General features: G+C 40.7%; 29 protein-coding genes, 1 tRNA gene and 1 other annotated feature. Of the genes, 16 read left to right on the top strand and 14 right to left on the bottom strand.

What is annotated here, in order from left to right; translation table 11 throughout:
• Window positions 1-260: 260 nt before the first annotated feature.
• The 3 genes from ACHUGF_RS06715 (at window position 261) to ACHUGF_RS06705 (ending at window position 1,985) form a co-directional block, all read left to right on the top strand.
• Entirely contained in the window at window positions 261-593 is a 333-nt protein-coding gene (locus ACHUGF_RS06715; protein WP_394130017.1) for a hypothetical protein, read from the top strand.
• A 161-nt stretch (window positions 594-754) separates the two neighbouring features.
• Window positions 755-1,450 (top strand): helix-turn-helix domain-containing protein, encoded by a 696-nt coding sequence (locus ACHUGF_RS06710; protein ID WP_394130016.1) that lies wholly within the window; start codon window positions 755-757, stop codon window positions 1,448-1,450.
• A 52-nt stretch (window positions 1,451-1,502) separates the two neighbouring features.
• Window positions 1,503-1,985, top strand: a complete 483-nt coding sequence (locus ACHUGF_RS06705) for a GNAT family N-acetyltransferase (RefSeq protein ID WP_394130015.1) — start codon at window positions 1,503-1,505, stop codon at window positions 1,983-1,985.
• Between the two features lie 101 nt (window positions 1,986-2,086).
• Here ACHUGF_RS06705 and ACHUGF_RS06700 read toward each other — a convergent pair whose 3' ends face one another.
• The 9 genes from ACHUGF_RS06700 to hisG all read right to left on the bottom strand — a co-directional run bounded on the left by ACHUGF_RS06700 (window position 2,087) and on the right by hisG (window position 10,097).
• The gene (locus ACHUGF_RS06700) at window positions 2,087-2,743 is read right to left on the bottom strand and encodes a class I SAM-dependent methyltransferase (protein ID WP_394130014.1); all 657 of its coding nucleotides are present in this window, start codon (window positions 2,741-2,743) and stop codon (window positions 2,087-2,089) included.
• A 176-nt stretch (window positions 2,744-2,919) separates the two neighbouring features.
• Window positions 2,920-3,546: a bifunctional phosphoribosyl-AMP cyclohydrolase/phosphoribosyl-ATP diphosphatase HisIE gene (gene hisIE, locus ACHUGF_RS06695; RefSeq protein WP_394130013.1), complete on the bottom strand. Its 627-nt coding sequence runs from the start codon at window positions 3,544-3,546 to the stop codon at window positions 2,920-2,922.
• A 10-nt stretch (window positions 3,547-3,556) separates the two neighbouring features.
• Window positions 3,557-4,330, bottom strand: coding sequence for an imidazole glycerol phosphate synthase subunit HisF (hisF, locus tag ACHUGF_RS06690; protein ID WP_394130012.1), 774 nt, complete (start codon window positions 4,328-4,330; stop codon window positions 3,557-3,559).
• Window positions 4,312-5,049, bottom strand: a complete 738-nt coding sequence (gene hisA, locus ACHUGF_RS06685; RefSeq protein WP_394130011.1) for a 1-(5-phosphoribosyl)-5-[(5-phosphoribosylamino)methylideneamino]imidazole-4-carboxamide isomerase — start codon at window positions 5,047-5,049, stop codon at window positions 4,312-4,314. Before hisA ends, hisF begins: the two co-directional genes overlap by 19 nt.
• Entirely contained in the window at window positions 5,046-5,699 is a 654-nt protein-coding gene (gene hisH / locus ACHUGF_RS06680) for an imidazole glycerol phosphate synthase subunit HisH (RefSeq protein ID WP_394130010.1), read from the bottom strand. The genes hisA and hisH overlap by 4 nt, the downstream gene beginning before the upstream one ends.
• Window positions 5,699-6,766 carry a bifunctional histidinol-phosphatase/imidazoleglycerol-phosphate dehydratase HisB gene (gene hisB, locus ACHUGF_RS06675; RefSeq protein WP_394130009.1) on the bottom strand — a complete coding sequence of 356 codons (1,068 nt, stop codon included), beginning with the start codon at window positions 6,764-6,766 and terminating at the stop codon, window positions 5,699-5,701. The genes hisH and hisB overlap by 1 nt, the downstream gene beginning before the upstream one ends.
• Before the next feature lie 67 nt (window positions 6,767-6,833).
• A complete protein-coding gene (gene hisC, locus ACHUGF_RS06670) occupies window positions 6,834-7,874 on the bottom strand; it encodes a histidinol-phosphate transaminase (protein ID WP_394130008.1) in 1,041 nt (346 codons plus the stop codon).
• Between the two features lie 12 nt (window positions 7,875-7,886).
• Complete coding sequence (hisD, locus tag ACHUGF_RS06665) at window positions 7,887-9,188, bottom strand: histidinol dehydrogenase (protein ID WP_394130133.1); 1,302 nt, start codon at window positions 9,186-9,188, stop codon at window positions 7,887-7,889.
• Between the two features lie 9 nt (window positions 9,189-9,197).
• A complete protein-coding gene (gene hisG, locus ACHUGF_RS06660; RefSeq protein WP_394130007.1) occupies window positions 9,198-10,097 on the bottom strand; it encodes an ATP phosphoribosyltransferase in 900 nt (299 codons plus the stop codon).
• 54 nt (window positions 10,098-10,151) lie between these two features.
• Window positions 10,152-10,267 (bottom strand) — a sequence feature (His leader region).
• Between the two features lie 510 nt (window positions 10,268-10,777).
• Between hisG and ACHUGF_RS06655 the strand changes: the two genes are divergently transcribed.
• The 9 genes from ACHUGF_RS06655 (at window position 10,778) to ACHUGF_RS06615 (ending at window position 19,948) form a co-directional block, all read left to right on the top strand.
• Entirely contained in the window at window positions 10,778-12,733 is a 1,956-nt protein-coding gene (locus ACHUGF_RS06655; RefSeq protein ID WP_394130006.1) for an ATP-dependent DNA helicase, read from the top strand.
• Window positions 12,734-12,824: 91 nt separating this feature from the next.
• Window positions 12,825-13,532 (top strand): tRNA (adenosine(37)-N6)-threonylcarbamoyltransferase complex dimerization subunit type 1 TsaB, encoded by a 708-nt coding sequence (tsaB, locus tag ACHUGF_RS06650; protein ID WP_394130005.1) that lies wholly within the window; start codon window positions 12,825-12,827, stop codon window positions 13,530-13,532.
• Window positions 13,533-13,724: 192 nt separating this feature from the next.
• The gene (locus ACHUGF_RS06645; RefSeq protein WP_394130004.1) at window positions 13,725-14,096 is read left to right on the top strand and encodes a hypothetical protein; all 372 of its coding nucleotides are present in this window, start codon (window positions 13,725-13,727) and stop codon (window positions 14,094-14,096) included.
• The gene (locus tag ACHUGF_RS06640; RefSeq protein WP_394130003.1) at window positions 14,083-14,790 is read left to right on the top strand and encodes a M50 family metallopeptidase; all 708 of its coding nucleotides are present in this window, start codon (window positions 14,083-14,085) and stop codon (window positions 14,788-14,790) included. The genes ACHUGF_RS06645 and ACHUGF_RS06640 overlap by 14 nt, the downstream gene beginning before the upstream one ends.
• A 67-nt stretch (window positions 14,791-14,857) precedes the next feature.
• The gene (locus ACHUGF_RS06635; RefSeq protein WP_394130132.1) at window positions 14,858-15,634 is read left to right on the top strand and encodes a class I SAM-dependent methyltransferase; all 777 of its coding nucleotides are present in this window, start codon (window positions 14,858-14,860) and stop codon (window positions 15,632-15,634) included.
• Between the two features lie 30 nt (window positions 15,635-15,664).
• Entirely contained in the window at window positions 15,665-16,558 is an 894-nt protein-coding gene (locus ACHUGF_RS06630; protein WP_394130002.1) for an alpha/beta fold hydrolase, read from the top strand.
• A gap of 204 nt (window positions 16,559-16,762) precedes the next feature.
• Window positions 16,763-18,436: a long-chain-fatty-acid--CoA ligase FadD gene (gene fadD / locus ACHUGF_RS06625; protein WP_394130001.1), complete on the top strand. Its 1,674-nt coding sequence runs from the start codon at window positions 16,763-16,765 to the stop codon at window positions 18,434-18,436.
• A 75-nt stretch (window positions 18,437-18,511) separates the two neighbouring features.
• Entirely contained in the window at window positions 18,512-19,630 is a 1,119-nt protein-coding gene (rnd, locus tag ACHUGF_RS06620; RefSeq protein ID WP_394130000.1) for a ribonuclease D, read from the top strand.
• A 132-nt stretch (window positions 19,631-19,762) separates the two neighbouring features.
• A complete protein-coding gene (locus ACHUGF_RS06615; protein WP_394130142.1) occupies window positions 19,763-19,948 on the top strand; it encodes a hypothetical protein in 186 nt (61 codons plus the stop codon).
• Window positions 19,949-19,974: 26 nt separating this feature from the next.
• Here ACHUGF_RS06615 and ACHUGF_RS06610 read toward each other — a convergent pair whose 3' ends face one another.
• From ACHUGF_RS06610 to minC, 5 genes are all read right to left on the bottom strand, one after another.
• Window positions 19,975-20,514, bottom strand: a complete 540-nt coding sequence (locus ACHUGF_RS06610; protein WP_394129999.1) for a DUF4377 domain-containing protein — start codon at window positions 20,512-20,514, stop codon at window positions 19,975-19,977.
• Between the two features lie 59 nt (window positions 20,515-20,573).
• Window positions 20,574-21,563 carry a M12 family metallopeptidase gene (locus ACHUGF_RS06605; protein ID WP_394129998.1) on the bottom strand — a complete coding sequence of 330 codons (990 nt, stop codon included), beginning with the start codon at window positions 21,561-21,563 and terminating at the stop codon, window positions 20,574-20,576.
• 775 nt (window positions 21,564-22,338) lie between these two features.
• Window positions 22,339-22,596 (bottom strand): cell division topological specificity factor MinE, encoded by a 258-nt coding sequence (gene minE / locus ACHUGF_RS06600; RefSeq protein WP_394129997.1) that lies wholly within the window; start codon window positions 22,594-22,596, stop codon window positions 22,339-22,341.
• Window positions 22,597-22,598: 2 nt separating this feature from the next.
• Window positions 22,599-23,408, bottom strand: a complete 810-nt coding sequence (minD, locus tag ACHUGF_RS06595) for a septum site-determining protein MinD (RefSeq protein WP_394129996.1) — start codon at window positions 23,406-23,408, stop codon at window positions 22,599-22,601.
• A 23-nt stretch (window positions 23,409-23,431) separates the two neighbouring features.
• On the bottom strand, window positions 23,432-24,097 hold the full coding sequence (gene minC / locus ACHUGF_RS06590) for a septum site-determining protein MinC (RefSeq protein ID WP_394129995.1): 666 nt from the start codon (window positions 24,095-24,097) through the stop codon (window positions 23,432-23,434).
• Window positions 24,098-24,217: 120 nt separating this feature from the next.
• Here minC and ACHUGF_RS06585 point away from each other — a divergent pair, with 120 nt between their 5' ends.
• The 4 genes from ACHUGF_RS06585 (at window position 24,218) to ACHUGF_RS06570 (ending at window position 26,579) form a co-directional block, all read left to right on the top strand.
• On the top strand, window positions 24,218-24,532 hold the full coding sequence (locus tag ACHUGF_RS06585) for a YcgL domain-containing protein (protein ID WP_394130131.1): 315 nt from the start codon (window positions 24,218-24,220) through the stop codon (window positions 24,530-24,532).
• 11 nt (window positions 24,533-24,543) lie between these two features.
• Entirely contained in the window at window positions 24,544-24,996 is a 453-nt protein-coding gene (locus ACHUGF_RS06580) for a YcgN family cysteine cluster protein (RefSeq protein WP_394129994.1), read from the top strand.
• A 179-nt stretch (window positions 24,997-25,175) separates the two neighbouring features.
• A tRNA-Ser gene (locus tag ACHUGF_RS06575) sits at window positions 25,176-25,266 on the top strand.
• Between the two features lie 332 nt (window positions 25,267-25,598).
• Window positions 25,599-26,579, top strand: coding sequence for a helix-turn-helix domain-containing protein (locus ACHUGF_RS06570; protein ID WP_394129993.1), 981 nt, complete (start codon window positions 25,599-25,601; stop codon window positions 26,577-26,579).
• The last annotated feature ends 216 nt before the right edge of the window (window positions 26,580-26,795 follow it).

Below are 26,795 nucleotides of genomic sequence, written 5' to 3'. Positions count from 1 at the left end.
TTGGGTTGAGCCATTTTTAAATACTCTTCTGGCTCGTTCAAGGCAAATACAACGACTTTGAATCCAATGCATTCCGTAACGTCTGTTTTGGGTTTGATTTGTAGGTATTGACTCAATGAAGGTTTGATATTTTCTCTTCGTTAGTACTCATTATATAGGGCTGCCAATAGACGATGGTGCCTTCCAGTCTCATGTAGAGAAAGGGCGATATGTATCTACTTTTTATTTTTGGTTTAGGGATGATAGGATTTGGTTGCTTTATGTTAGTCAAACCACTGCAATTTTCGCAAGGTATTGTTAATTTCAGCAAAAAGCCCTGGTTCCATTTATTTGAAATAGTCAGTAGGGCCGTTTTGGGAATACTATTTCTGTTACTTGCGCACTCAACTCCTTATCCAGTTTTGTTCAAAGTTATTGGTGCTGTACTTTGTTTTGTGAGCATTTTTCTTATTATTATCGGCGCAACTCGCCATAAACAATTTGCTTTGTTGACTGCTCAAATTGGTCACCGCTTTCGATTATTGAGTTTTCTCGCAATTGGCTGCGGCTTAAGTATTGTTTATCTTTCGGCAATTAGTTACATCAATGGATAAGAAACTGCTGGCAAAGACAGCAATAAAATTGTTTAACATCTATGGTTAGCCATTTACTTTAGCGTTTGTCTGGCTATTGGCGAGTTTTTGTCGGGCTTATGTCGTGGTGAAATTAACAGTTTAGGCGCAATATCTTCGTAAACTTAATTCGGAGAAATACAATGAATGTATCACCTGATAAATTGATTGAACTAAGGAAAGATAGGGGCTGGTCACAGGAAAAGCTCGCTGCAGTCAGTGGCGTGAGTGAAAGAACAATTCAAAGAGCAGAAAAGGATGGTTCTTGTTCAATGGAAACAAAACTGGCATTTTCAAATGCCTTTGAAATATCACCTAGCGAGCTATCCTTTAAACCTGATCTAAAAACAACTACACATAACATAGAATATAAAACAGACTGGGCTGGCATATTGGGCCTATTTATTATGGGGCTGGTTATTGTGGCCGTGGTACTGATGACTGGTATCGATGGTCCCTGGGAAATTGTCAGCATGGCAATTGTATGGGGGCTTACTATTATCATTTCTATGATGACAAATGGTGCGCTTGCCACGTATCGCTTACTTGATAATACGTCATGGCTTGTTAAGTACCCCAATTATGTTCCAAATCTAAATAGGTACATTTCACAAGCCAAAGTTGTGATTGAAAATGCCTATATCATCGGTGTGTGTGCTAGTTTGGTTACGGCATTAACCATAGCGATACATACCAACATTGCTCAAGATGATCTTTCTACCGCATTTGTACTATCTGCCAAGCCGTTAATTTACTCTATTTTATTTTGTGAGCTTTGGTTCAGGCCTTATAAACAAAAAATGGAAAAAATGCTGCAGACTCAAAATGAAGAAACATGACTCGGGCTTCAATACATACAAATAACTATAGCTTTGTTAAGAACTTATCGCTATGAACATTGAGTTAATTCAAGATGATTTAGAAGATGGTGCGGTTATCTCATTGCTAGATGCGCACTTAAAACAGATGCATCAGTATTCACCCATTGATAGCATCCATGCGTTAGAACCTGACAAGCTAAGAGCTAAGTCCCTCACGTTTTGGTCAGCACGTATTAATGATGAAATTGCAGCTTGTATTGCGCTAAAGCAACTTGATGACTCGACTGGTGAAATTAAGTCAATGAAAACCAGTCACAAGTTTTTAAGAAAAGGTATTGCTGAGAAGCTACTGACGCTAGTCATTAATGAATCAGAACAACGTGGATACGGAACATTGTACTTAGAAACGGGGTGTCATCAAGCTTTTACACCAGCAATCAAACTGTATAAAAAGTATGGCTTTGTCGAATGTGACCCTTTCGGAAGTTATCAATTAGATCCGTATAGCTTATTCTTTGTAAAACGACTTGGGACAAATGAATTGGCTAAATAACCAGTGATTAATAGTAAAACTGCTTTGTAACCGAGGTGGTTACTGCTTTATTACGCTGTTAATTCAGCACTAAATCTGTCATCAACTAATAAACACCAGCGTTATTCAGATCTTACAAAGTTGAGTATATGGCCCTTAAAATCGCTGTCTAGATAATCGGTATTTTCTGGTTTAGTAAAGGTCGATTCATAGCCTTGCTCTAGTAGTTTTTTGGCGAGTTTATTTTTTCTGCCTCGCCCTGGATCGACAATGATGACTTCACACTCTGCGTTTGCATGTTCTTGTATGAAATGAGTCAGTAATTCAATATGCTCGTCTTCATACAGTAGATCGCTTCCAATAATTAAATCAAAGCGGCCTAAGCTATCATTGCTATCTCCCCAACCTGTTCGCTCAAATGGGATTTTGTCGTCACCATTAAGCTTAGAGTTACGAGTCAAAAATGCTTCGGCTTCTGGATGGTAATCTGTTGCAGTAATATCCACGTTTTGTTTATTTAACAATAAACTGCTGAGGGCTGTGCCACAGCCAATTTCCAGTACCCGTTTTATGCCAATGTCATAGTCAGAGATATGGTGTGCTAATACCAAACTTGACGGCCAAACAATGCCAAAAATAGGCCAAGTGGCTGAAGAAATCCCTAACTGTTCAGCTGTGCCATCAGGATCGTGAAATTCTTGTTTATTGCGAAGAGTACATAGGTGGATATCGGTTTTTCCAAACTCAATGGTCTGGTAACGTAAACGTAGGTTTGACATTTGGCCGCCTCAATCATGAGCGCTCAGCCAACTATCAAAGATAAATGACAAAACGAAAACAATAGGTTAACGCGAATTGAGTGACATGGGAAGGGAAGTGTTTAACAACTTAACAATATGAAAAACCTTCATACTAAATGCCACCTTCAATAGGTGGCGTTTAATATGGAGTGAGATTACTTGGCCTTGGCATGCCTATCTAATAAGTTTTGATTAATATCGGCCATTGATAAACCTTGATCTTCTAAGAGCACAATTAAGTGATACATGAGATCAGATGCTTCATTAATTAATTCTTCTTTATCGTGAGTCGCCGCGGCGAGGGCAGTTTCTAACCCTTCTTCACCAACCTTTTGTGCAATCCGCTTGGTGCCACGCTCAAATAAAGAAGCAGTATAGCTTGAATCTGCATCTTGCCCTTTACGAGAAATAATCAATTGGGTCAGGTTATCAATAAATGGGTGAGCATTCCCGTCAGGCCAGCAGCTTTCTCGTTGGAGGTGACAAGTTGGCCCATTGGGGATGACTTGTACTAATAAACTGTCATTATCACAATCTTTATCAATAGCAATTAAGTCTAGCGTGTGACCTGATTGTTCACCTTTAGTCCATAAACGTTGTTTCGACCGGCTATAAAATGTTACTAGGCCAGTTGCTAAGGTTTTCTCTAACGCTTCTGGGTTCATATACCCTAGCATGAGTACCTTTCCTGTTAAGTGATGTTGTATTACAGCAGGCAATAATCCATCTTGTTTTTGCCAATCAAGCTTACTTGGGTCAAGGGTTACAGTTAAATTTGTCATGGTGGTTACCTTATAAGCGAATGGCTATGTCTTGCTGGGCAAGGTATTGCTTTAATTCATTGATATCGATGATGCCTTTATGGAACACACTGGCAGCTAACGCAGCGTCAACATTGGCTTGCTGGAACACATCGGCAAAATGCTGCATTTCACCAGCACCGCCAGAAGCAATCAGTGGCACATCACAAATGGCTCTGACCATTGATAATTGCTTAATGTCATAGCCACCTCGTACGCCATCTTGGTTCATGACATTCAACACAATTTCGCCGCAGCCACGTTGTTGTACTTCTTCAACCCAATCTTGGGTAAACCATTGGGTATCTTTAGTCGCGGCTTCATCCCCAGTAAATTGTTTGACCATATAACTATCAGCGTCAGCGTCATAATATGAATCAATACCCACCACAATGCACTGGCGGCCAAATTCGTCTTGAAGGCGTGTGATTAAGCTTGGATCAGTGAGCGCAGGGGAGTTAATTGAGATTTTATCCGCACCAAAAGCAAGTTTTTCACGTGCTTGTTCGAGGGTTTTAATTCCACCAGCCACACAAAATGGAATGTCAATTTGCTCAGCTACGCGGCTAACCCACGATTTATCTACTACGCGATCATGAGCGCTGGCAGTAATATCATAAAATACCAACTCATCAGCACCTTCTTCGGCATATCGTGCAGCGAGCGGCACAATATCACCAACGATTTCATGATTACGAAACTGGACACCTTTGACTACTTTACCGTCGCGGACATCTAAACAAGGGACTATGCGTTTGGCCAGCATTGAATTGCCTCCTCAACGGTGAAGTTATTAATGAGTAATGCTTTACCAATAATGATGCCATTGGCATTGCTTTGTTTAACGTTGTTGACATCATCCAAAGTGGCAATGCCACCTGATGCTTGCCAAAAGATGTCTGGGTAGCTGGCCGCGAGCTCTTGATACAATGTGGTATTCGCGCCTTGTAACGTGCCATCACGGCTGATATCGGTGACTAAAGCGTATTGAAGGCCAACGGTTTGGTATTCAGCGACTAACGACTCCAAGGACTTACCACCACCAGTTTGCCAGCCTGATACCGCAACGATTTTTTCACCCTGCTGATTAATATTGACATCTAACGCTAGACAGATCGCATCACTGCCATATTTGATAAACCAGCTTTTGACTAATTCAGGCTCTTTTACTGCAAGTGATCCAATCACCACACGTTTAACGCCTATGTCGAGTAGCTCTTTTACTTGTTGTTCTGTTCGAATACCGCCACCGACTTGAATATCGGTGTTTAATCCTTCAGCAAGCTGCTTAATTAAGTTAATTTGGCGTTTATCAGGATCTTTAGCACCTGTTAAATCAACAATATGCAATAACTTAGCCCCCTGTGCTTGATAAGACTGTAACTGGGCTAACGGACTTAAATTAAACGTGGTTTGTTGTTGATAATCCCCTTGATACAAACGCACCACTTGGCCATCAATTAAATCAATTGCAGGTATGATCATGATGCTGTCCCCATTTTTAAAAAGTTTTGTAGGATTTGTGCGCCTACTGCTGCACTTTTTTCAGGGTGGAATTGCACCCCCATAAAATTGTCTTTAGCAATGGCGGCGCTAAACGCCTCACCATATTCACATTGGGCGATAGTATATTCAGTCACAGGCGCTTTGAAGCTATGGACAAAATAGACATAACTGCCGTTCTCAATGCCTTCAAATAGCGGGTGATTGCTGACCTGTATTTGATTCCAGCCCATATGGGGTAAAGGCAAACCCTGACTGTTTAAGTCAGTAATTTGTGTTGGAATTAAATCTAAACAAGCAATTTCTTCGCTGTCTTTGCCACCACGTTCCTTTGACAGTGTCGTGAGCATTTGCATTCCAAGACACACACCTAAAACAGGTTGGGTTAAACCTTTTATGATGTCGACTAGCTGGCGGTCATGTAACGCATCCATTGCGGCAGCTGCTGTACCTACACCAGGGAGGACGACGCGTGCTGCTTGTTGGATCAGTGTTTCATCACGGCTAACGATGACATTGGCTTGTAAACGCTCAAAGGCATACATGACTGAACTTAAATTGGCACAGCCTGTATCAAGTATGACAGTGAGGTCTTGGGTATTTATCTCAGTAGTTACCACACTATTGGGCATTACAGCACTCCTTTACTTGAAGGAAGAATATCACCTTCAACTTTAACCGCTTGACGTAATGTACGGCCTAATACTTTAAATAGCGCCTCTACCTTGTGGTGATCATTATCTCCCTCAGTACTAAGGTGCAGGGTACAACGTAAGCCATCTGCAAAAGATCTAAAGAAGTGAGGCACCATTTCAGTCGCCATTTCACCGACCATTTCACGTTCAAAATCGGCTTCAAATTTAATAAAAGGTCGGCCTGAAATATCCATTAGACATTGGCCGTTTGCTTCATCCATTGGTAGGCTGAAACCAAAGCGGGCGATACCGCGTTTATCCCCAAGCGCTTGCCTAATAGCATCACCAATGGCTAATGCAGTGTCTTCTACGCTGTGATGATCATCAATTTCTAAGTCACCATCAACTTTGACATCCATTTTGAAATTACCGTGGGTTTGAATTTGATCTAACATGTGGTCAAAAAAGCCAATCCCCGTATCTATGTTGCCTTTAGCTTGCTTGTCTAAATCGATATTAACTTGGATATCGGTTTCTTTAGTGGTGCGAATAACCTGAGCTTGTCTGCCTTTATTTAATAAGGTTTCGACAATCATGTCCCAGTTGAGTGTGTCGCGCTCATATTGAAAACTGTTAATGCCCATTGCATCCGCAAGTTGTATATCGGTCATACGATCGCCAATAACATAAGACTGAGTAAAATCCACTATGCCTTGAGTGAGGTAGTCTTTTACCAATCCAAGCTTAGGCTTACGACAGCTACAATTGTCACTATCAAAGTGTGGGCAGATTAAGGTGTCATCAAATGTAACTCCTTGGCTTTCAAAAATCGCCATCATCATATTGTGCGGCGCATCGAAATCTGCCTGAGGAAATGAGTCGGTGCCTAAACCATCTTGGTTACTTACCATTACGAGCTTAAAACCTGCTTTTTGTAATTTTAAAAGGGCAGGGATCACTTGTGGTTCAAACACCAGCTTATCTAATCTGTCTAATTGTTTATCAATAGCAGGCTCTTCGACTAATGTGCCATCACGGTCAATAAATAAGATTTTCTGTTTCATGGGTACGTGGCCTTGTTAATTCTTAATGAGTTATATTTGTTACTCGGTCATCATTAATATCTTGTTGCTATTCAATTTGTTTGATGACTGAGATGATGGCGTCTGTTTGTTGTTTATTAGCAAAACTAAAGCGAATGGCATCGGCTAATACTGGATCGCTATATGCTCGGGCCACAATACCATTGTCAATTAATAGCTGTTTTACAAGATCCACTTGCTTGAACTTAGCTAAAACAAAATTGCCATTAGGTGCGATGACCTTTGCAGCAACATTTGCTAGCTCCTGTGCTAGTTTCTGACCTTGTCGGTTTAGTTCAGCAACTTGCTGCTGCATTAGATTAATGCCCGTTTTGCTGAGTGCTTTGCTTGCCAGCTCTGCAACGGGCAGCGGCACTGGGTAAGGGGCAATTACACGCATTACTAAATCGATAATGTCATCATTGGCAAGTAAAAAACCGCAACGGGCACCTGCCAGGGAAAATGCCTTAGATAAGGTACGCAGCACGACGAGATTTGGGTAAAGGCTGAGCAAATCTGCAACCGATTGTGCTGGGCAGAATTCAATATAAGCTTCATCAATCACAACAATAGTATTTGGCATTGACTGAATCGCTTGTTCTAATTGCGCCTTATTAATAACACTACCAGTTGGATTATTTGGGTTACAAATGAATACCAATTTAGCCTCTGCGGCCTGTTGTTGCCATTGGCTAGGTAGTTGAAAGTCTTCAGTTAATGTAAGCTTTTTTACACCAATGTTGAATGTGGCTGCACTAATGGCATACATGCCGTAGGTAGGGCCAAAGGTCGCAATAGTATCTTTGCCCGGTATGCAAAATGTTCTGATCAATAACTCAATTGCTTCATCTGCGCCACGCGTTGCCACAATATTGTTCGCTGCAACATCAGTATATTGGCTATAAGCATTGATAAGCTCAGGTGGTTGACATTCTGGGTAGCGATTAAGCTGCTCAAGATCACTGTTATTGAAAGGCGACTCATTAGCGTTAATCCAAATGTCACCCTGACCACCAATTCTTCTTGCGCTTTGATACGGCACTAAAGTCAGTAATTCAGGTCTAGCTAACTGTTGGGCATTAAATGACATTTTGGCTCCTGATTATTGCACTGATTGCTTAAGTTCATTTAGACGAATGGCTACGGCATTTTTATGCGCGTCAAGTAATTCATTTTCTGCTAGGGTCATCACTGCTTCACCTAAACCGGCTAAACCTTGTGGCGTGAGTTCCTGTACAGTGAAGCGACGGCTGAAGTCAGCTAATGACAAACTAGAGTAGTTGCGTGAGTACCCATATGTTGGCAATACGTGGTTAGTTCCGCTGGCATAGTCACCCACTGACTCAGGCGTATAAGCGCCTAGAAACACACTACCAGCAGCGCGAATGTCTGTTAATACTTCACGGGGTTTAGCTGATTGAATGATCAAGTGCTCAGGGCCATATTGATTGGATACTCGCGCAGCTTGTTTGAGATCCTTGACAATGAAGCTGCGTGAACACGTCAATGCTTGCTCAGCAATTTCTTTTCGTGGCAAGGCTTCAAGCTGTGTGGCTAATGCTTGATTAACCGCATCAGCTTGCTTGGCAGATGTGGTGACTAACATCACTTGTGAGTCTGGGCCGTGTTCTGCCTGCGATAATAAATCAGCAGCAATAAACTGTGGGTTAGCTTGATCATCTGCAATCACTAATACTTCAGATGGTCCCGCCGGCATATCAATCGCAACACTAATGCGATTATCTTGAGAAACTAGACGTTTGGCTTCAGTGACAAATCGATTACCTGGGCCAAAAATTTTATCTACCTGAGGAATGGAGTCAGTACCAAAGGCAAGTGCCGCAATGGCTTGTGCACCGCCTACTTGGTAAATATCAGTAATACCGCAAGCATTGGCTGCATAAATAATGGCATCGTTAATTGGCGGCGGACTGACAAGCACGCGTTTGTCGCAACCTGCAATTTTGGCAGGTAATGCAAGCATCATCACAGTTGAGATAAGCGGAGCAGTACCACCTGGGATATACAAGCCCACACGTTCAATGGCTTCACAGCGTAACTCGCAACGCACACCAGCTTGTGTTTCAACATCTACTGGCTTAAATGTCTGTGCTTGGTGAAATGTTTCAATATTCGCCATTGCTTGTGCAATTGCGGCTTTAACGTTTTGTGTGACATTGCTACAGGCTTGGGCAATTTGCACATCAGATAAACGTAAATCAGCAGTGTCATATTGATCAAATTGCTGGTTGAATGCCTTAAGTGCGACATCACCTTTATCAATCACTTGGCTGATAATGTCGCTGACTTGTGTTTCAACACTGCCTTCATTGATCAAAGGTGAGCGATTTAGCACCTGCTTTTGTTCAACATCAGACAATGATGGCCAATTAATGATTTGCATACTCATGCGTTACCCCATCATTTTTTCAATTGGCATGACCAGAATTGAACTCGCACCGAGTGCTGTAAGCTCTTCCATGGTGTCCCAGAATAAATCTTCAGATGATACGGCGTGAATTGCGACACGGTTTGAGTCATCATTCAGTGGTAATATGGTTGGATTTTCAGCACCGGGTAGTAGTGCAACAATTTGCTCTAATGTGTCTGTTGGTGCGTGCAGTAATATGTATTTGCTCTCACGGGCACGAACAACACCGTTCATGCGTGATAACAGCTTATCGATTAATGCTTGTTTGGCTGGTGTTTGTTCACTGTTTGATTGAATTAAGCAAGCCACTGAACGGTAAATAACGTCAGTTTCATATAAACCATTTGCTTCAAGAGTGGCACCTGTTGAAACAAGATCGCATATACCATCAGCAAGACCAGCACGTGGTGCAACTTCTACAGAACCTTTTAACATACAGTCACTGTAGTCAACACCTTGGCTCTTCATATAACGGCGAAGTAGGTTAGGGTATGAGGTTGCAATGCGTAAGCCTGCTAATGAATTTGCATCTTGATAATCAAATTCGTTAGGTACAGCGAGTGATAAACGGCAAGCACCAAAATCAAGTTCACGTAATTTTGTATATAGCGCTGACTTACCCAATGTTTCTCGTTCAATTTGTTCTTCTTCTAGTACATTCTCGCCAATGATGCCTAAATCAACCACACCGTCCATAACAAGGCCTGGAATATCATCATCACGAACACGTAACAGGTCGATTGGCATGTTGTCTGCGTGGGCAATTAAGCGTTGCTCATTGACATTAAATTTAACGCCACAACTCTTTAGCAGCTTTTGCGACTCTTTAGATAAACGGCCAGATTTTTGGATGGCTATTCTTAAACGGTTTGAATCAGTCATGTGTTGAATTCCTATATTAAAATTTGTTTTTCTTTAAATCTTTGAAATTCAGGCATTAAAAAACCCCTGAAATTCCTTCCAGGGGTTATGTGATCTGTTATCACCGCCGGAAGGACATTAACCTTCGGCAGTAAGCATCCGAAGGCTACCGCATATGATGGTGATGATGAATATTTGTGCTTCGGATGTTCATAATTCGTTTCTCTTAATATTAAACTATTTGCTTCGTACAAAGAGTCAGCAATTTGTTTTGCTATTTTGTTTTGCTTTAGTAACTATCAAACTCTTTATTTAATGTTTATAAAACTAACCGCTATCGATTGTCATTGCAACAGCAAATTGCCCAAAAGTGAAATTTACTCATATGGCAGCGCTTGCACAAGAAAGAGGTACATAACAAGCCTAAGAAGCTGGTGCTAATTGGTTGGTAATCTTTCAAATACAGAAAACACATCAATTTAAACGGTGGCTATAACATCTACCCTAGAAGGTAAATATGATGGTTTAATGACAAAAAAGCCAAATAATTCATAATCTAGCCAGTGATTGTAATTGATACTAAAAGTAGGAATTTATTGCGTCACCAGCTAATTGCCATTACTCTCATTGCGCTTAGGGCCCTTTTATTGATACGTGCCTTATTTCGTGACATTAGTTAGTGGCATAAAATTGAGGAGTTAATGCTGTCATTATCACAATCTGTTGAGCAAGTTTTTTCAGCAACAGGTCCTTTAGCAAAAAACATTGCAGACTTTCGCGCACGTCAGCCGCAAGTTGATATGGCTGTGGCTATCTCAAAATCCATCTCTGCGAAAAAATCAACCAATAAAAAACTGATAGTGGAAGCGGGTACCGGTGTAGGTAAAACCTATGCTTATCTTGTGCCTGCATTATTAAGCGACAAACAAGTTATTATCAGTACGGGCAGTAAAAATCTACAAGAACAATTGTTTTTTAAAGATCTGCCCGCGTTATTAAAAATGCTAGACATTGCACCTAAAGTCAGTCTGCTCAAAGGTCGTAGTAATTATGTGTGTCAATTACGATTAGATAATGTCATGCAAGATGCTAGTCGATATGAACAGGAGTTTGTTGATGATTTACTGCTCATAAATCAATGGGCAACATTATCAAAAGACGGTGATATCGGCAACCTGAACTCTGTCTCTGAAGACTCGGACGTATTGCCTACTGTCGTGAGTACTAAAGAGAGTTGTAAAGGCAAGAAGTGTGACTTTTATGATGAATGTTTTACCCGCAAGGCGCGAGTGAAAGCATTAGAAGCAAAAGTCATCGTCGTTAATCATCATTTGTTTTTTGCCGATCGATTATTGAAAGATACTGGCTTTGCAGAGTTGTTACCTGACCCAGATGTCGTGGTATTTGATGAAGCACATTTATTACCTGATACCTGTATTAATTATTTTGGTGATAGCATTTCTGGGCGACAAATCGATCGCTTACTTACAGCTTTAATTGAGTTACATAAGAATGAAATTCGTGACTCTATTCAAATTGAGCAAGTCAGCTTTCGCGCGCTGACAGTGCTTAACCAATGGCAGCAAGCGTTAGCCGAAAATAACATTACCAATTACCGCTCGGTGTTAGCTAATAAGCATTTAGCTAATTTAGGATGGCAACTTATTGATTCGCTGAAAGCACTTGAAACCTTGTTAAAGGCACATTTAGGCCGATTTGAAGCACTCGATGATACCTTTGAAAAGCTGGTGGTCATCACTGAAAGATTACAGCGTTTTTGTGAGTGTAATGATGCTAACTGCGCATACAGTGTGGATACCAATCAACGGCATATTCAATTAAGTGTCGCGCCGATCAATATCGCCCAACAATGCCAAGCGTTATTTGATGACAAAACAGCTTGGGTATTTACCTCTGCGACAATGCAAATGAATCGAAAACTGGATCATTTTGCAAACGAGATGGGTTTAATCAAAGCAAAACAACTCATCTTAGACAGCCCATTTGATTACGCTAATCAGGCTATATTTTGCGTGCCGCGAAATATTGGTAACCGCGGTGCGGTGAGTCATATGCAAGCCGGGTCTAATTATCATTTACAACAATTTGTTGATGTGTGTGTCAGGGCAGTTAACGCGGCACAAGGTCGTACATTTATTCTTTTTACCAGCCATCAAATGATGACCCTGACTGCGCAATTACTGGTCAATAAAATTCGTTATCCCATGTTGGTTCAAGGGCAGGCCAGCAAACAAACCATTTTGAATAAATACCGTCAACTAGGGAATGCAGTATTACTCGGCACCGCAAGCTTTTGGGAAGGGGTAGATGTTCGAGGGAAACTACTGAGTTGCGTCATTATCGATAAACTGCCATTTGTAAGTCCTGATGATACTTTATATAAAGCTCGATCGGCCAATGTGGAACAACAAGGTCAAGATCCTTTTGCCTGTATTTCATTACCTCAGGCTGTGATCAGCTTAAAACAGGGCGTAGGGAGATTGATTCGCGATGAAAAAGATCAAGGCGTTTTGATCCTCTGTGATAATCGCATTGTTAACCGTGCATATGGTCAAGCTTTCCTACAGTCGCTCCCCCCTATGTCACGAACACGAGATTTAGATGCAGCAATTGCATTTTTACAATCAATTAAATAACTGCTAATTGAACTGTTCCCTTTATTTAGTCTTGAGCTATCAGTTATCATAGCCGGCATATTTATTGTTTAACCATGGCCAAGTCTGCTTAATGAACATCCTTGCTTTAGATACTTGCACCGAATTGTGCTCTGTTTCTCTGTCGTTTATCGCGCCTGAGAGCCAAACCAACCAACAAATAGATCTTTGCGTAGAAGCCCCAAGAGAGCATAGCCAGCGCTTATTACCTATGGTTGATGAAGCATTACAACAAGCCAATATTACCCTTGCGGATGTGGATTTAATTGCCTATGGCAGGGGACCTGGTAGTTTCACAGGGATCCGTATTTGCACGAGTATGACTCAAGGGTTAGCGCTAGGCCAAGATAAAGATGTTATTGGTATTTCCACACTAGCTGCGATGGCGCAACTCGCTATTGATGAGCATAATGCAGAGCAAATGTTTTGCTCGATTGATGCCAGAATGAATGAAGTCTATTGGGCACAATTTACCAACCAAAATGGCATCGCAACCTTAGTGGGTGAAGAACTAGTTTCAGCACCTAATGATGTTAAATTAACGCTTAATCATCAACAAACGACATTTGCCTGCGGTACAGGCTTTGCAGCTTACCCAGCACTTCTGAGTCTAAATGACAATATCGTGTTGAGTGAAACTGTGCATTACCCAAAGGCCAGTGCGATGATCCCATTAGCAAAACACGGCCATGCAAATGGATTACATACCAGCGTTGATGAGCTTGCCCCTGTTTATTTACGTGACACTGTGACATGGAAAAAATTGCCAGGACGTGAATAATGTTTGGGGAAAGCAGTAAAACTCGCTAAACTTGAAACATTAGTCGTGTTGCAAATGCGAATGTAGAAAGTGGTAAGCTTTCTGAATACAAATGCATGAAACACAGAACATGTTGAATGGAGTTCAAAGGTAGCAGCTACAAAGCTATTAACCAGACTCAATAAGCAAAAAAAAACAAATACTTAATAAAAGATGCAAATAAACGGTACATTAATCACGCCTCAGGCGAAAAAAGGTCAGGTCAGTCTCAGCCAAGCGGTTGCGAGTAACCGTGCCGTGAATGTATCGCCTGTTGAATCTTATGATGAGCAAAAGCAAGAAAAAACAGTCAAGGCAATTGAGAGCCACAGCAATGAGTCACGCTCACCAACGTCAGAGCTGACGGACTCACTTAAAAGCCAGTTAGCGGCAATGGGGCACCCTCAATATAGCAAAAAAGCCAATCTAGATTTCGATAACCAAACCTCAACACATAGAGGTGCAATTTCTTCTTATCTTTCGACACAACACGCACAACAGCGTGATCAAATACAACAAATGGTAGGTATTGATGTCTTCGCCTAATTTATCTCAAAACGCCAATCAAACAACAACAGCGGTTCCTTCAAGGAGCCGCTTTGTTATTGAACTCTTTATTGCATTTTTAATTACAAAGTTGCCAATTGTTAATATACCGTTTAAATGGTTTGAAAGTTATTTCCATGAAATATCTCATGGGATAGCAACAGTGATCACCGGTGGCGTAGTGCAGTCAATTAAGCTATTTCCAAACGGAGCTGGTTTATGTTTTAGTCAAGGAGGTAATGCCATCATCATTGCTTTTTCCGGTTACATCGGTGCGGCATTGTGGGGCTATTTGATCTTTTTACTGGCTACATGGCAAAAGGGGATTCGTTTTACATTATCAATATTGGGCGCAACAGTAATGTGTTCAATTGTGTTTTGGGCAAGGGACTTATTGACGATTACGATTCTTATCTTCTTAGCCATTTTTATTTTGTTACCACTTAAATTAAATAACAGTAGTCTTTTAAATAGCTTACTGCGTATATTAGGCTTAATGATAATACTTAACGCAATGGCAAGCCCATTAGTATTATTTGGTTTTGTACGCGGTGGAGATGCTGCAATGTTAGCGCAGTTAACTTGGCTTCCAGCGTGGATTTGGGTGTGTATTTGGTTAGCTTTCAGCGGATTAATGTTGTGGCTGAGCTGGCTAAAAGTAAATGTTAACAAGGGAGTAAAACATGAAACTTAATATGGTGATGACTGCCATTATTGGATTAAGCAGTTTAGGCTTTGCTGCACAAAGCCAAGCGACAACAATGCAAATCACGGCGTCGGCTATGGCTGTGCAAGTGAATGCGGCTTTACAGGCAGCTGTGGATAGTGATTTTCGTAAAAGTGATAACAAGAAACGAGATAATTTCCGTAATCCAGCTGAAACGTTAAGCTTTTTTGGTATTGAGCCAAACCATACTGTTGTTGAATTATGGCCCGGCGGTGGTTGGTATGCAGAGATTTTAGCACCATACTTGTCAGTAAAAGGCCAATACATAGCTGCCAATTTTGAAACTGAGCCTGCAGAAGATACACGCCGTTCACAATATTTTGCCAAGGCAGGTAAGAAATTTGAACAGTGGGTAGCAGATAACAAAGCGAATGTGGGCGATGTGAGTTTCTCAACGCTTAATCCTCCGACGAAAACCAAATTAGCAGAAGATGGCAGTGTTGATGTCGTATTGACGTTCAGAAACCTTCATAATTGGGCGATGAGTGACAATTTACAACCTGTGTTTGAAGGCGCTTACGCAGCCCTTAAAACTGGCGGCGTATTTGGTGTAGTAGAGCATAGAGCTAATCCTGGTATGGCAGCAGATAGCGGCTATATGGAACAGGCTGAAATGGTTAAACTTGCCGAAAAGGTGGGATTTACCTTGGCTGAAGCTTCAGAAATTAACGCTAACCCGAAAGATACTAAAGACTATCCGAAAGGTGTGTGGACATTGCCTCCAAGATTGGCATTGAAAGACGTTGATAAAGAAAAATACATCGCAATTGGTGAAAGCGATCGCATGACGCTTAAGTTTATCAAAAAGTAATGTTTTGTTTGTAATATAGACGAGTCAAAGATGACCACTAATCCTAAGTATTTTGAGTTATCTTTGGCTCATATTAGTTTAGCTGCTGTACAGTATGGTGACAGCGATAAACCTGTTATTTTGGCCTTACATGGTTGGTTAGACAATCTCAATAGCTTTATTCCACTCGCTGAGCAGTTCCAATTGCATGGCATGTTTGATACTCATCAATTGATATGTATTGATTGGCCTGGTCATGGCTTTTCAGATCATCGACCTGGACAATATCCATTACACTGGGTGGATTATATTTATGATTTACACAGTGTCGTTAACCATTATAAATCTCAAGACTTCACGGTCTCCATTGTTGGTCATTCTTTAGGTGGCATTGTTGCTGCGGCTTATAATGCCGCATTTGCTGATCAAATTAATAAACTGATCTTAATTGAAGCCATTTCCCCTTTATTTGAGGAAGAGCAAAAAGTTGCTCGCCGTCTTCAAAGAGGTGTGAGTACACATTTTGAGTTCACGACTAAACAAACAAAACAACTATCACCACGTTATTTTGATAAACATAGTGCAATACTCGCAAGGCATAAGCTCACTCAATTGGATGTGAATTGGTGTGAATTGATTACTGAACGCAACATAACCGTATCAGACGATGGATCTTGTTGGCGAAGCGACCCAAGATTAAGATTAGATTCAGTAAACCGTTTGAGTTTTGCCCAAGTTGAGCAGTTAATGAACTCAACTGGTACGCCCAGTTTATTAATAGTAGGAAACAGAGGCTATAAACAACTAAAATCACTGCTGCCAAAGGCTGTACGCTGGTTTACTGACATTGAAACCGTGACATTGGAAGGCGATCATCACCTGCACATGGGCTGTGCAGAATCTGTTGCGATACATATTCGAGCATTTATACTAAAACCTGATTAGTTTTGTACAAAACACTAGGTTTTTTGTTTCAATTATGTGATTATGGTCGCAAATTAAAACGCTCGTATGATTTTTGTATTGAGTGAAATAATAATGATTAGCGGACAGTATTCGAACATAACGACTATTCTAATCGAATTGAATTTGTCCTTTTCTTCCAGCGCACAAGAGTGTTGCCGGTTAGAGTTTATTTAGGAGATACCTGTGGACCAGCCTTGGATCAATCACTTACCAGCCGATGTACCGGCTGAAATCAATCCTGAACAATTTTCTTCACTTGTTGACATGTTTGAAACCGCAGTCAACAAGTATGCAGACACGCCTGCTTTCACAAACATGGGCGCAACCATGACTTATCGAAAGCTAGAAGAGCGTAGTCGTGCTTTTGCCGCCTATTTACAAAATGAGTTAGGGTTAGAAAAAGGTGATCGTGTTGCGATTATGATGCCTAACTTGTTGCAATACCCAATCGCACTTTTTGGTGTTTTGCGTGCTGGGATGGTCGTGGTCAACGTTAATCCACTCTATACACCTAGAGAGTTGAAGCATCAGTTAGTTGATTCTGGCGCTAAAGCCATCGTAGTGGTGTCTAACTTTGCAAAAACGTTAGAAGAAGTGGTTGATCAAACTCCTGTAAAATCGGTCATTATTACTGGATTAGGCGATCAGTTGAGTGCGCCTAAACGTACCTTGGTTAATTTTGTCGTTAAGTACATCAAAAAGATGGTGCCGAAATACAACTTGCCACATGCTCGTTCATTTCGATCAACCTTGACCAAAGGGCGAAGACAGCAGTATATCAAACCAGAAATCACCAAAGATGATTTAGCTTTTCTACAATACACGGGTGGCACTACGGGTGTTTCAAAAGGCGCGATGTTGACACACAACAATGTAGTATCAAACGTGCTACAAGCAAATGGTGCCTATGCTCCTGCATTAATTGATGGCAAAGAGATGGTAGTGACTGCATTACCTCTTTATCACATCTTTGCCTTAACAGTGAATTGCTTGTTGTTCTTACACAAGGGAAGCCACAATTTACTGATCACCAACCCACGAGATATTCCTGCATTCGTAGGAGAACTGAAAAAGTACCCATTTACAGCGTTAACTGGGGTTAATACCTTATTTAATGCACTCGTTAATGACGAAGAGTTTAACAAACTCGACTTCTCAAAATTGAAGTTATCTATCGGCGGTGGTATGGCTGTACAAAAAGCCGTTGCTGATAAATGGCAGAGTATTACCCAAACTCGTCTGTTAGAAGGTTATGGTCTAACTGAAGCGTCACCATTGGTCACTTGTTGCCCATATAATCTAGATGGCTACAATGGCTCAATTGGTTTCCCTGCACCGTCAACATTGATCCAAGTACGTGATGATCTAGGTAACGTTTTGCCACAAGGTGAAACGGGTGAACTGTTTGCAAAAGGGCCGCAGGTCATGCGTGGTTACTGGCAACGTCCAGAAGAAAGTGCCAAAGTAATTGATGCTGATGGCTGGTTAGCCACTGGTGATATTGGTTATATGGATGAAAAAGGTTTCTTCTATATTGTTGATCGTAAGAAAGACATGATTTTGGTTTCTGGCTTTAATGTATTCCCTAATGAAGTTGAAGATGTGATTGCTTTACATCCTAAAGTAATTGAAGTGGCAGCGGTGGGTGTTCCTCATGATGTTAGTGGTGAAATTGTTAAGGTATTTGTAGTGGCGAAAGACAAATCACTTACTGATAAGGACATTATCAAACATTGTCGCGATCATTTGACGGGCTATAAAATTCCAAAACTGGTAGAATTTAGAGACGAGCTTCCAAAAACCAATGTTGGTAAAATTTTACGCCGCGAACTTCGTGATGAAGTGAAGAAAGCGTAAAATAGCGATTATGTTGAAGCCGGCTATCACGCCGGCTTTTTTGTGGCTGATTTGCCATAACGTATGGAGAATTGAGTGTTAAGTTTTGAATACATAGATAGTGACGCTGCGTTAAATACAATCGTTGCGCAATATGCCCAGAGTGATTTACTTGTCTTAGATACCGAATTTGTTAGAACGCGAACTTACTATGCAAATCTAGGTTTAATTCAGGCCTATGATGGCAAAACGTTAACCTTAATTGATCCCGTTTCTATTAATGATTTATCGCCATTTTGGCAGTTACTCACTAATCCCAATATCACTAAGTTGTTGCATTCTTGCAGTGAAGATCTCGAAGTATTTGCACATTATGGTCAATGCCAACCTACGCCACTATTTGACAGCCAAATTGCGGCTAGCTTATGTAATATGGGGCATGCAGTGGGTTACGCAAAATTAGTACAACAATGTTTAGATGTTGAGCTAGATAAAGGTGAATCTCGTACCGATTGGATGAAACGACCATTATCAGATGCGCAATTACAGTATGCTGCAAATGATGTTTATTACTTACATAAATTGTATCCTCAACTGGTAAAATCGATAGAAGAAAAAGGCCGATTAGCATGGTTGCTTGAAGAAGGTGAGAGGATAACAGAAGGGCGCTTAACAAAGGCTGATACCGACAAAGCTTATTTAAAAGTGAAGAATGCATTCCAGTTGTCACCTAGGCAACTAGCTTGCTTACAAGTATTAGCAAAATGGCGAATGCAAAAAGCCCTTGATAAAAACATGGCACTTGGTTTTATTTTGAAAGATCATGCACTCATTGGTTTAGCAAAGAAGCAGCCTAAAACCGTGTCTGATGTCATGCAATTAGTAGAATTAACTGATCACGAAAAACGTTATCATGCAAAAGAGATTGTTAAGTTAATCAATTCAGTTGAGTTTACAGACTTGCCAGAGCCTATTGATGTGATTGCGTTAAAGTCAGGCTATAAAAGTACCTTTAAACAAGTTAAAGCACTGCTAACTCAAGTATCTGAGCAGCAAAATGTACCACTTGAATTTATAGGCTCAAAACGTTTAATTCATGAATTTATGCAGTGGCAGTATAAGGGAAAGAGTGAGCAATCTATTCCACTGTTATTACAAGGATGGCGTGGACAAGTGGTTGGCGATGTACTCAACAACATCAACTTTACGGGTTAACTAATTGCTTGCTGTTGCAATAATCTGTATAAGTTCAGACTAGAGTTTACATTTCGACTTGAAAAGTTGAGAGTTACCCGTTTTGATGAAGGTGTCGAATCTTTATTTCAAAATCATAAAAAGGTAACTCTCATGTTCCACACTAACAACCCAATCATTAAACACAAAGCTGGTTTACGTAATTTAGCTGAAGAATTAGAGCTTGAAATCTCAACGATTCACAAAAATTACAAAGAATCGGTAAAGTTTGAGGCTGAGACACTAAAGCTAGTATCTGAATCAAGGCATTTAGACAAAAAACGGCTTGAAAATGGTTAAAAAATTATCTTTAGCGTTAATTGTGTTTAATACCAGCTATTAACCCTGATCCCTTCATCGCCCAAATATTCAAGCGACAAATTGACAATAGAGTTTGATCCGTTCATTGCTAACAGGTCATCGCAAACAGGTTGGTTTGCGCATTGCACCGGATAGCCATATAAATGATGTTGCTCATCATCGATATAAAATGCAGTTTCATACATGGTTACGTTTTCTAGGTTGTGAAGCGTTCCTACCTCTACAGGTTCGGAATCAATCACCCTAACGATTGTTGCGCCTGTTGCGCCTTCGTCTTGGTCGGGGTTATCAACGTCATAGACAGTGACTAAAACGCGGTCATGAGCGCCCCATTTGTGCGAATAGCCGTTAATCTCACCATAAAAAAGGATTGATTCGTTTTCATCAATATTTGAATACTTCATGCACAAAGAGGGCATAACCCCCACACAAAATACGGGGAAAGGTTCAATTGTCCATGTTTCCTGTTCGTGTTCATCTTTAGACGTATCGCTAAGGCAGCCAGCCAAAAGCGCGCATGATATAGCCGCTATTATTTTTTTCATATCTTACACCTATTAAAAAGCCCCTTGCGAGGCTTTGACGTTAAACACTAATAATATGATTACGGGCAGTGTTGACCAAAGTTAATACAAATAGGACTGTTTACTATTTCCCATTCTCCCCAAATGCCGTCGCTTGTGCACTGTCTGCGCTCCTGTCCTGTTTCACAAGTAATTTGGCCGCTTTGGCATCGCAACGTTCTAGTTTCTGTTGCGCCAGCCGTGCAAGTGTTATCAGGGTAAAGTGAGTTTATGCCTTCAATATCTCCCTGTGAAAGAACGCTATTAAATCCAATCTGTCCTCCGTTGTTTCTTAGCATCGTTGGACTGCTTTGATCCTTAGCAAAGGCGTATGAATGATAGTGCATTATCGAATTAAAATCGTATGCAGAATATGGGGCAAAGTCTGACCCGCTTTTATTGAAATTATGCTCAAAGCCTGATTGAACATTAGACAAGTAAACATTTATGTGGCTGTCACGGTCTGAGCGTGTGTGTTCATGGCCTATACCTAGCGCGTGTGCTATTTCATGTGTAGCGGTAGCAACCCCGCAATTATAGGCTAGATTAAGTGTTTGCTTGCCGCCAACCATGCCTAGTTGTGACGAACAGCGCGTTGTGTTTGAAGTGACATAAACATAGTTTTTATACTGGCTTTGGTTTGCCGTTGTACGTTCAACAAAGTTAACAAATGTCGTATTTTTCATGTTGTCCATTGCGCTAATAAAATGAGCGCGTGATCTGCTATCAATATTAGCGTCAAATTGATAAACCATAGTATTGAGCGGCCATAGCTTTGATACAGTTAGGATCACATTAGCCCTTGCGCCCTTGTCCCGTTCTTTAATCTCGTTAAAGTCGCCTAAAATAATATCCCCTTCCATAACAGCTAGGCCATCAACGTTATAGTAAGTTACATCTATTTCAGTTGACCACGGATCAATAATGACCCCTTGCCCCGACTCTAAAGCGCTGTGATTGCTTATGCTTTCGTAAAAATATTCTGATTCGTTTGCTGTTGCTGAAAACGCTAACGCTAACGCTAATGCCAAAGAGGTTAGCACACTTTTTATTGTCATATTTGATGCCTTATTTATTTTGAAATAAATTAATTATCAACTGTTGTGTTTTTATCTTGATACAACCGCATGTTTTAGCAGCAAAAAAGCATATAGAAATATCAGGTTTGTTTTAAGTGATGATTGTCGGTTTTATTTAAAAACAAAGTAATATGCTGTTGATAATGTGTTTCTGCAATATAAAGTATTGATGTAAAACTGTATTTAAAATAAATCAATAAACATTGTTTAAACAAAATTAAAACTTAAAGTCACTAATCGCAACTAAGCTTCAAGCGTCAAAACAATATAATGGCTTGTGTTACTGCCTATATAATTTTAGTGTTGTTGGCTTTTTCCCCACTATTACTAGTTGTTAGTGTAAACCCCTAGTGATCTAATTGTGTTTATTAGGGGGGCGCTATCAAGTCGGTGAAAACGATCCAGAAGAGTAAAGGTGATAATGGCTGCGCAGCATTTATTGATAAGTTGGTTGAAGAAATAAACAAAAACAAAATAGTTTATAACGTTAACAAATACCTCAACTGAAACGGGTTGGTGTCAAAACATTCTAGCGATGGCTGATATTATCGCCTTGCCCCGTGGCCGTATTACTTTGACTGCTCGCCAACGTCCTGCACAACGAAAGCAGGCAGCACGAAAGGGCAAATTATCGCTTATCGTGGATCTAACCTTAGCGGCTTTTGAACTAAAAAGGAGCCTTAAGGCTCCTTTTTGATGTGAACTGGTTAATTGTGATACATAAAAATTATGATTCAGGCAACGTAACGTTAAGTTCTAATACAGACAGTTTATTGTCGTTTTGATCTACTTGCACTGAAACCTGATCTTCTGAAATTTGAACGTACTTTTTAATGACTTCAATAATTTCTTGCTTCATTTGCGGAAGATAATCAGGTGCATCACGCTCACCACGTTGATGGGCAACGATAATTTGTAAACGCTCTTTTGCTAATGACGCGCTACTGGTTTTTTTATTGCTTCTAAAATAATCGAGTATTGACATAATTAGCTACCAAAAATCCGTTTGAGGAATCCTTTCTTTTCTTCTTCTGTAAAGCGCAGCGGGACATCATTTCCCAATAAACGCTCAATTGTATCACTATAAGCTAAACCAGCATCGCTCTCTTGGTCAATAATTACTGGCACACCTGAGTTAGATGCTTTAAGAACCGCTTGAGACTCAGGGATAACGCCAACAAGCTTAATCGCAAGAATTTCTTCTACATCTTCAACACTGAGCATTTCACCCGTTTTGACGCGAGCAGGGGAATAGCGTGTAAGTAACAGATATTCTTGAATAGGGTCTAAGTTTTGTTCAGCACGGCGGGAACGACTTTGTAACATACCTAAAATACGGTCAGAATCACGTACAGAGCTTACTTCAGGGTTAGTTGTTACGATAGCAACATCAGCAAAATACAATGCCATCATAGCACCTTGTTCGATCCCCGCAGGTGAATCGCAAATGATGTATTCAAAGTCTTTGGCGAGGTCATCTAATACCTTACCTACGCCTTCTTTGGTTAATGCATCTTTGTCACGGGTTTGTGAGGCTGGCAAAATAAACAGATGTTCGCAGCGTTTATCTTTAATTAACGCCTGGTTTAGGTTAGCTTCGCCATTGATTACGTTGACGAAATCATAAACTACACGCCTTTCACAGCCCATAATTAAATCAAGGTTACGTAAGCCAATATCAAAATCGATAACCACGGTCTTATGACCTTTTAAGGCAAGGCCGGTTGCAATAGCTGCACTCGAGGTCGTTTTACCTACGCCGCCTTTTCCTGATGTGACAACAATAATCTGTGCCATGTGTAATATCCTTTTTCCTGCCGCTATGAAGGCAATGATTCAACTGAAAGACTGTTGCCATTTAAACGAACACAGCCTCTCTTATCTATTGGGTGTTGTTGTATATGTTCTGCTAGCCAATATTGTCCAGCAATTGAAACTAATTCTGGTTGTAGATCACTGGCAATAATTATGCTTTGGTCATCTCCACCTGCACCAGCCATGGCTTTACCGCGTAATGCGCCGTAAATATGAATGCTACCATCAGCGATGACTTCTGCACCATTGCCCACAGCGCCAAATACAACTAAATCACTATCTTTTGCATAAATTTGTTGCCCAGAGCGAACATTTTGTTTAATGATTTTGGTTTTACGCTGAGGTAATGGCGGTTGAATTGCCTGTTTACCTGACTTAACGACAGCAATGCCACCTTGATTGGCTAACTTGGCTAATTCAGGTGTCGCTTCTGTTATCCCTACAATGATGAGGTTTCGCTCTGTAAGAATACGTTTTAGTTTAGCGATATCTAAATTTTCAGTATCAATGGCAGATAAATTAAGTACTAAAGGTGCACCGATGAAAAACTGCGGTGCTTGAGCAAGTTTATTGTCTAGCTCTGAAGCGATGATATCTAAATCATTATGATTGATGTGCAGAACAGATAAAGTAAAAGAAGTTGCTTTTAGTTCCAGATTCGGTTTGGCCATCCCGTGGTCATTCTCCAAATATCCAGCTGGTTTCACTGTTTTATAATCATTTTAATGCGCTCCATGTTATAGTGTGCGCTGATGACTATCAAGCATGAAACTTGGGAATTTAACACGAAAATGATCTGTGCTGTATATAAAAGCCTTCGAAGAGAAGATACCTACTTATATGTTGAAAAAAGAGACAATTTTGAAACGGTACCTGCGCCATTGATGGAAATGTTTGGTGCGCCGAAATTTGTCATGTTATTGCCTATAGAAAAAATTAAGCAGCTTGCGATAGCAGACATACAAAAGGTGAAATCAGAATTAGCCGATAAAGGTTTTTACTTACAGTTACCACCGCCAAAAGAGAATTTATTAGAAAAACATAGATTAGATTTGGGCTTGACTGATAAATTTGATGGCGAAGCGCCATTTAAACGTGATCATTAATTTTGACTGTTATGACCAACAAATCAGAGTTTTGGAAATCAACACCTCTACATGAATTAAACACTGTTCAGTGGGAGTCATTATGTGATGGCTGTGGTAAATGCTGTCTCAATAAGCTGATCGATGATGAGACTGAAGAGCTTTATTATACCAATGCTGCCTGCTATTTATTAGATGATAAAACATGCAGTTGCTCGCGTTACATCGAACGATTCAAATACGTGCCTTTATGTACTGCAATTACTGTTGAGAACTTACCAAGTTTAACTTGGCTGCCAGATAGCTGTGCTTACCGACGCCTGTATAACGGTAAAGACTTGCCAAGTTGGCATCCATTACTAACTGGTTCTAAAGATAAAATGCATCAGTTAGGCATGTCGGTACAAGGTAAGGTTGTTGATGAACGTAAAGTCAGATATGTAGAAGATCATATTGTTTTATGGCCAATGAAGGATGTTGATTAACCAGTTAGTAATGGTCAGTTAATGCTACATTTTAGAAGATGTGGCATTTAATTTTGATTGTCTAGAGTAATCAAATCGACCTGTATTGTTGGCAATTGGTTTTATAATCAGCAGTTGACATTAAATGGGGATTTAATGCTTTACAGCTAAAATGGCTTCCATTATTATTCGCACCGTTCGGAGAGATGGCAGAGTGGTCGAATGCACCGGTCTTGAAAACCGGCAGGGGTTTGTAGCCCCTCTAGGGTTCAAATCCCTATCTCTCCGCCATATTTAGAGAAAGCCCGCTGAGAAATCAGCGGGCTTTTTTGTTTCAGTTTCGAACTAGATTGCCGCTTAACAGCATTGCGGCAATGACTGGCTGTTTATATTGAGATGTAAAGCTATCCTCGAGACCTCTTAATCATGTCATCCTAGAGACCTCTAAATCATGTAACCCTCGAAATGCTGTTAATCTAGAATCATATTAGATTTACATCGAAAAAGATTCCCGCTTTACAGTATTATGGGATGTAATGGTTAAGTTAAATTGGGCACAGTTGTATGATTGAAAACCCTAGACTATTCTGATTAGAAGACAGCAACACTGTTAAAATGGAAACATGCGCCGATTACATGACAACTTAATTCTCACGTCAGTAGAATCTATGTGGTACTTCATTCCTTACTTCGAAAGTCACGGCTTACAGTGGCGTGGAGTTGCGGAAGAGTTCGATCTACCTACTGATAAGCCCAATGCTGAAGCATGGATCCCAGTAACAAGTTATTGCTTGTTTCTTAATAAAATGTCGGCTTTTTGCGATATAGAGATGCCTCTTGTGGTTGGCAAAACAGTTGGCAAAAGTGTTGTCGAGGGGCGGTGGGGAGTTATCGCTAAGGAGCAATCGTTTAAGGAGGTTTTGCAATCCTTAATGACCAATGAACACCGCTGGAGTCGACAGAATAATTACTGGCTCGAACAGATTTCAGGGGCGTGGTGTTGGTGCCATCGCGGCGCACTTAAGCCATCTTACCCCGGCTCGCAAGTTAATGAGTGGTTTCGTATAGCACTGTTACTTCAGATATGTCGCCAGTGGCTAGGTGAAGACTGGGTGCCATCACGCTTGAACGTTCTGACAGAAGAACATCAGGGTAAAAAGTACGGTGATATTTTACTGCCGGATATCAATATTCGCTATGGACAACCGTTCATGAGTATGGAACTGACAGGTGTTGATGCACTTGAGCCCATGACCAATCGCTCATTGAAGTCCAGAGATATTAGTGAAGTTCGTTTACTCGCTGAGAGCTACTGTCATTTGCCACACTTTACCTTGGATTGGCTAGCTGCTTTGTTTAGTGTAACCAGTAAAACGCTGTATCGCTATTTTAAAGATCATGACACCTCATTCAAAAAGATTAAAAAGAGTGCGGTACTTGAACGCAGTGAACAGCTGCTTCGCGACACCGACGAACCCGTGAGCAACATCGCTTATCAAATGGGTTATGAAGATGTCTCAAATTTCAACCGTGCAATTAAGGCGATGAGAGGAAGCACGCCCGCGCAATTGAGACTCGCCTTTAGAGAGGGTGCAAGCGGATAACTCAGCGCCCACATCCCCATTTTTAACTTGAGACTCTCTCTTTCATCATTTATCACTTACCTAAAATTACCAGTAAATGTCCTTTTATGACCTGTTTAACGTCCGAAAATGACCACTTAATTACCCCTGGGTAACCTTAATATAGTCGTCATCGAAAGGAACTTTAGCTTCAGTCAAATAGCACATTGCTTTTTGCTGAAGGTCTCACAAACGGAT

Origin of the sequence: Shewanella maritima (assembly GCF_043643735.1) — a bacterium.
Taxonomy (GTDB): Bacteria; Pseudomonadota; Gammaproteobacteria; order Enterobacterales; family Shewanellaceae; genus Shewanella; species Shewanella maritima_A.
Note: the sequence above shows the minus strand (reverse complement) of the source record. Positions and strands in the feature narration are given on the sequence as shown.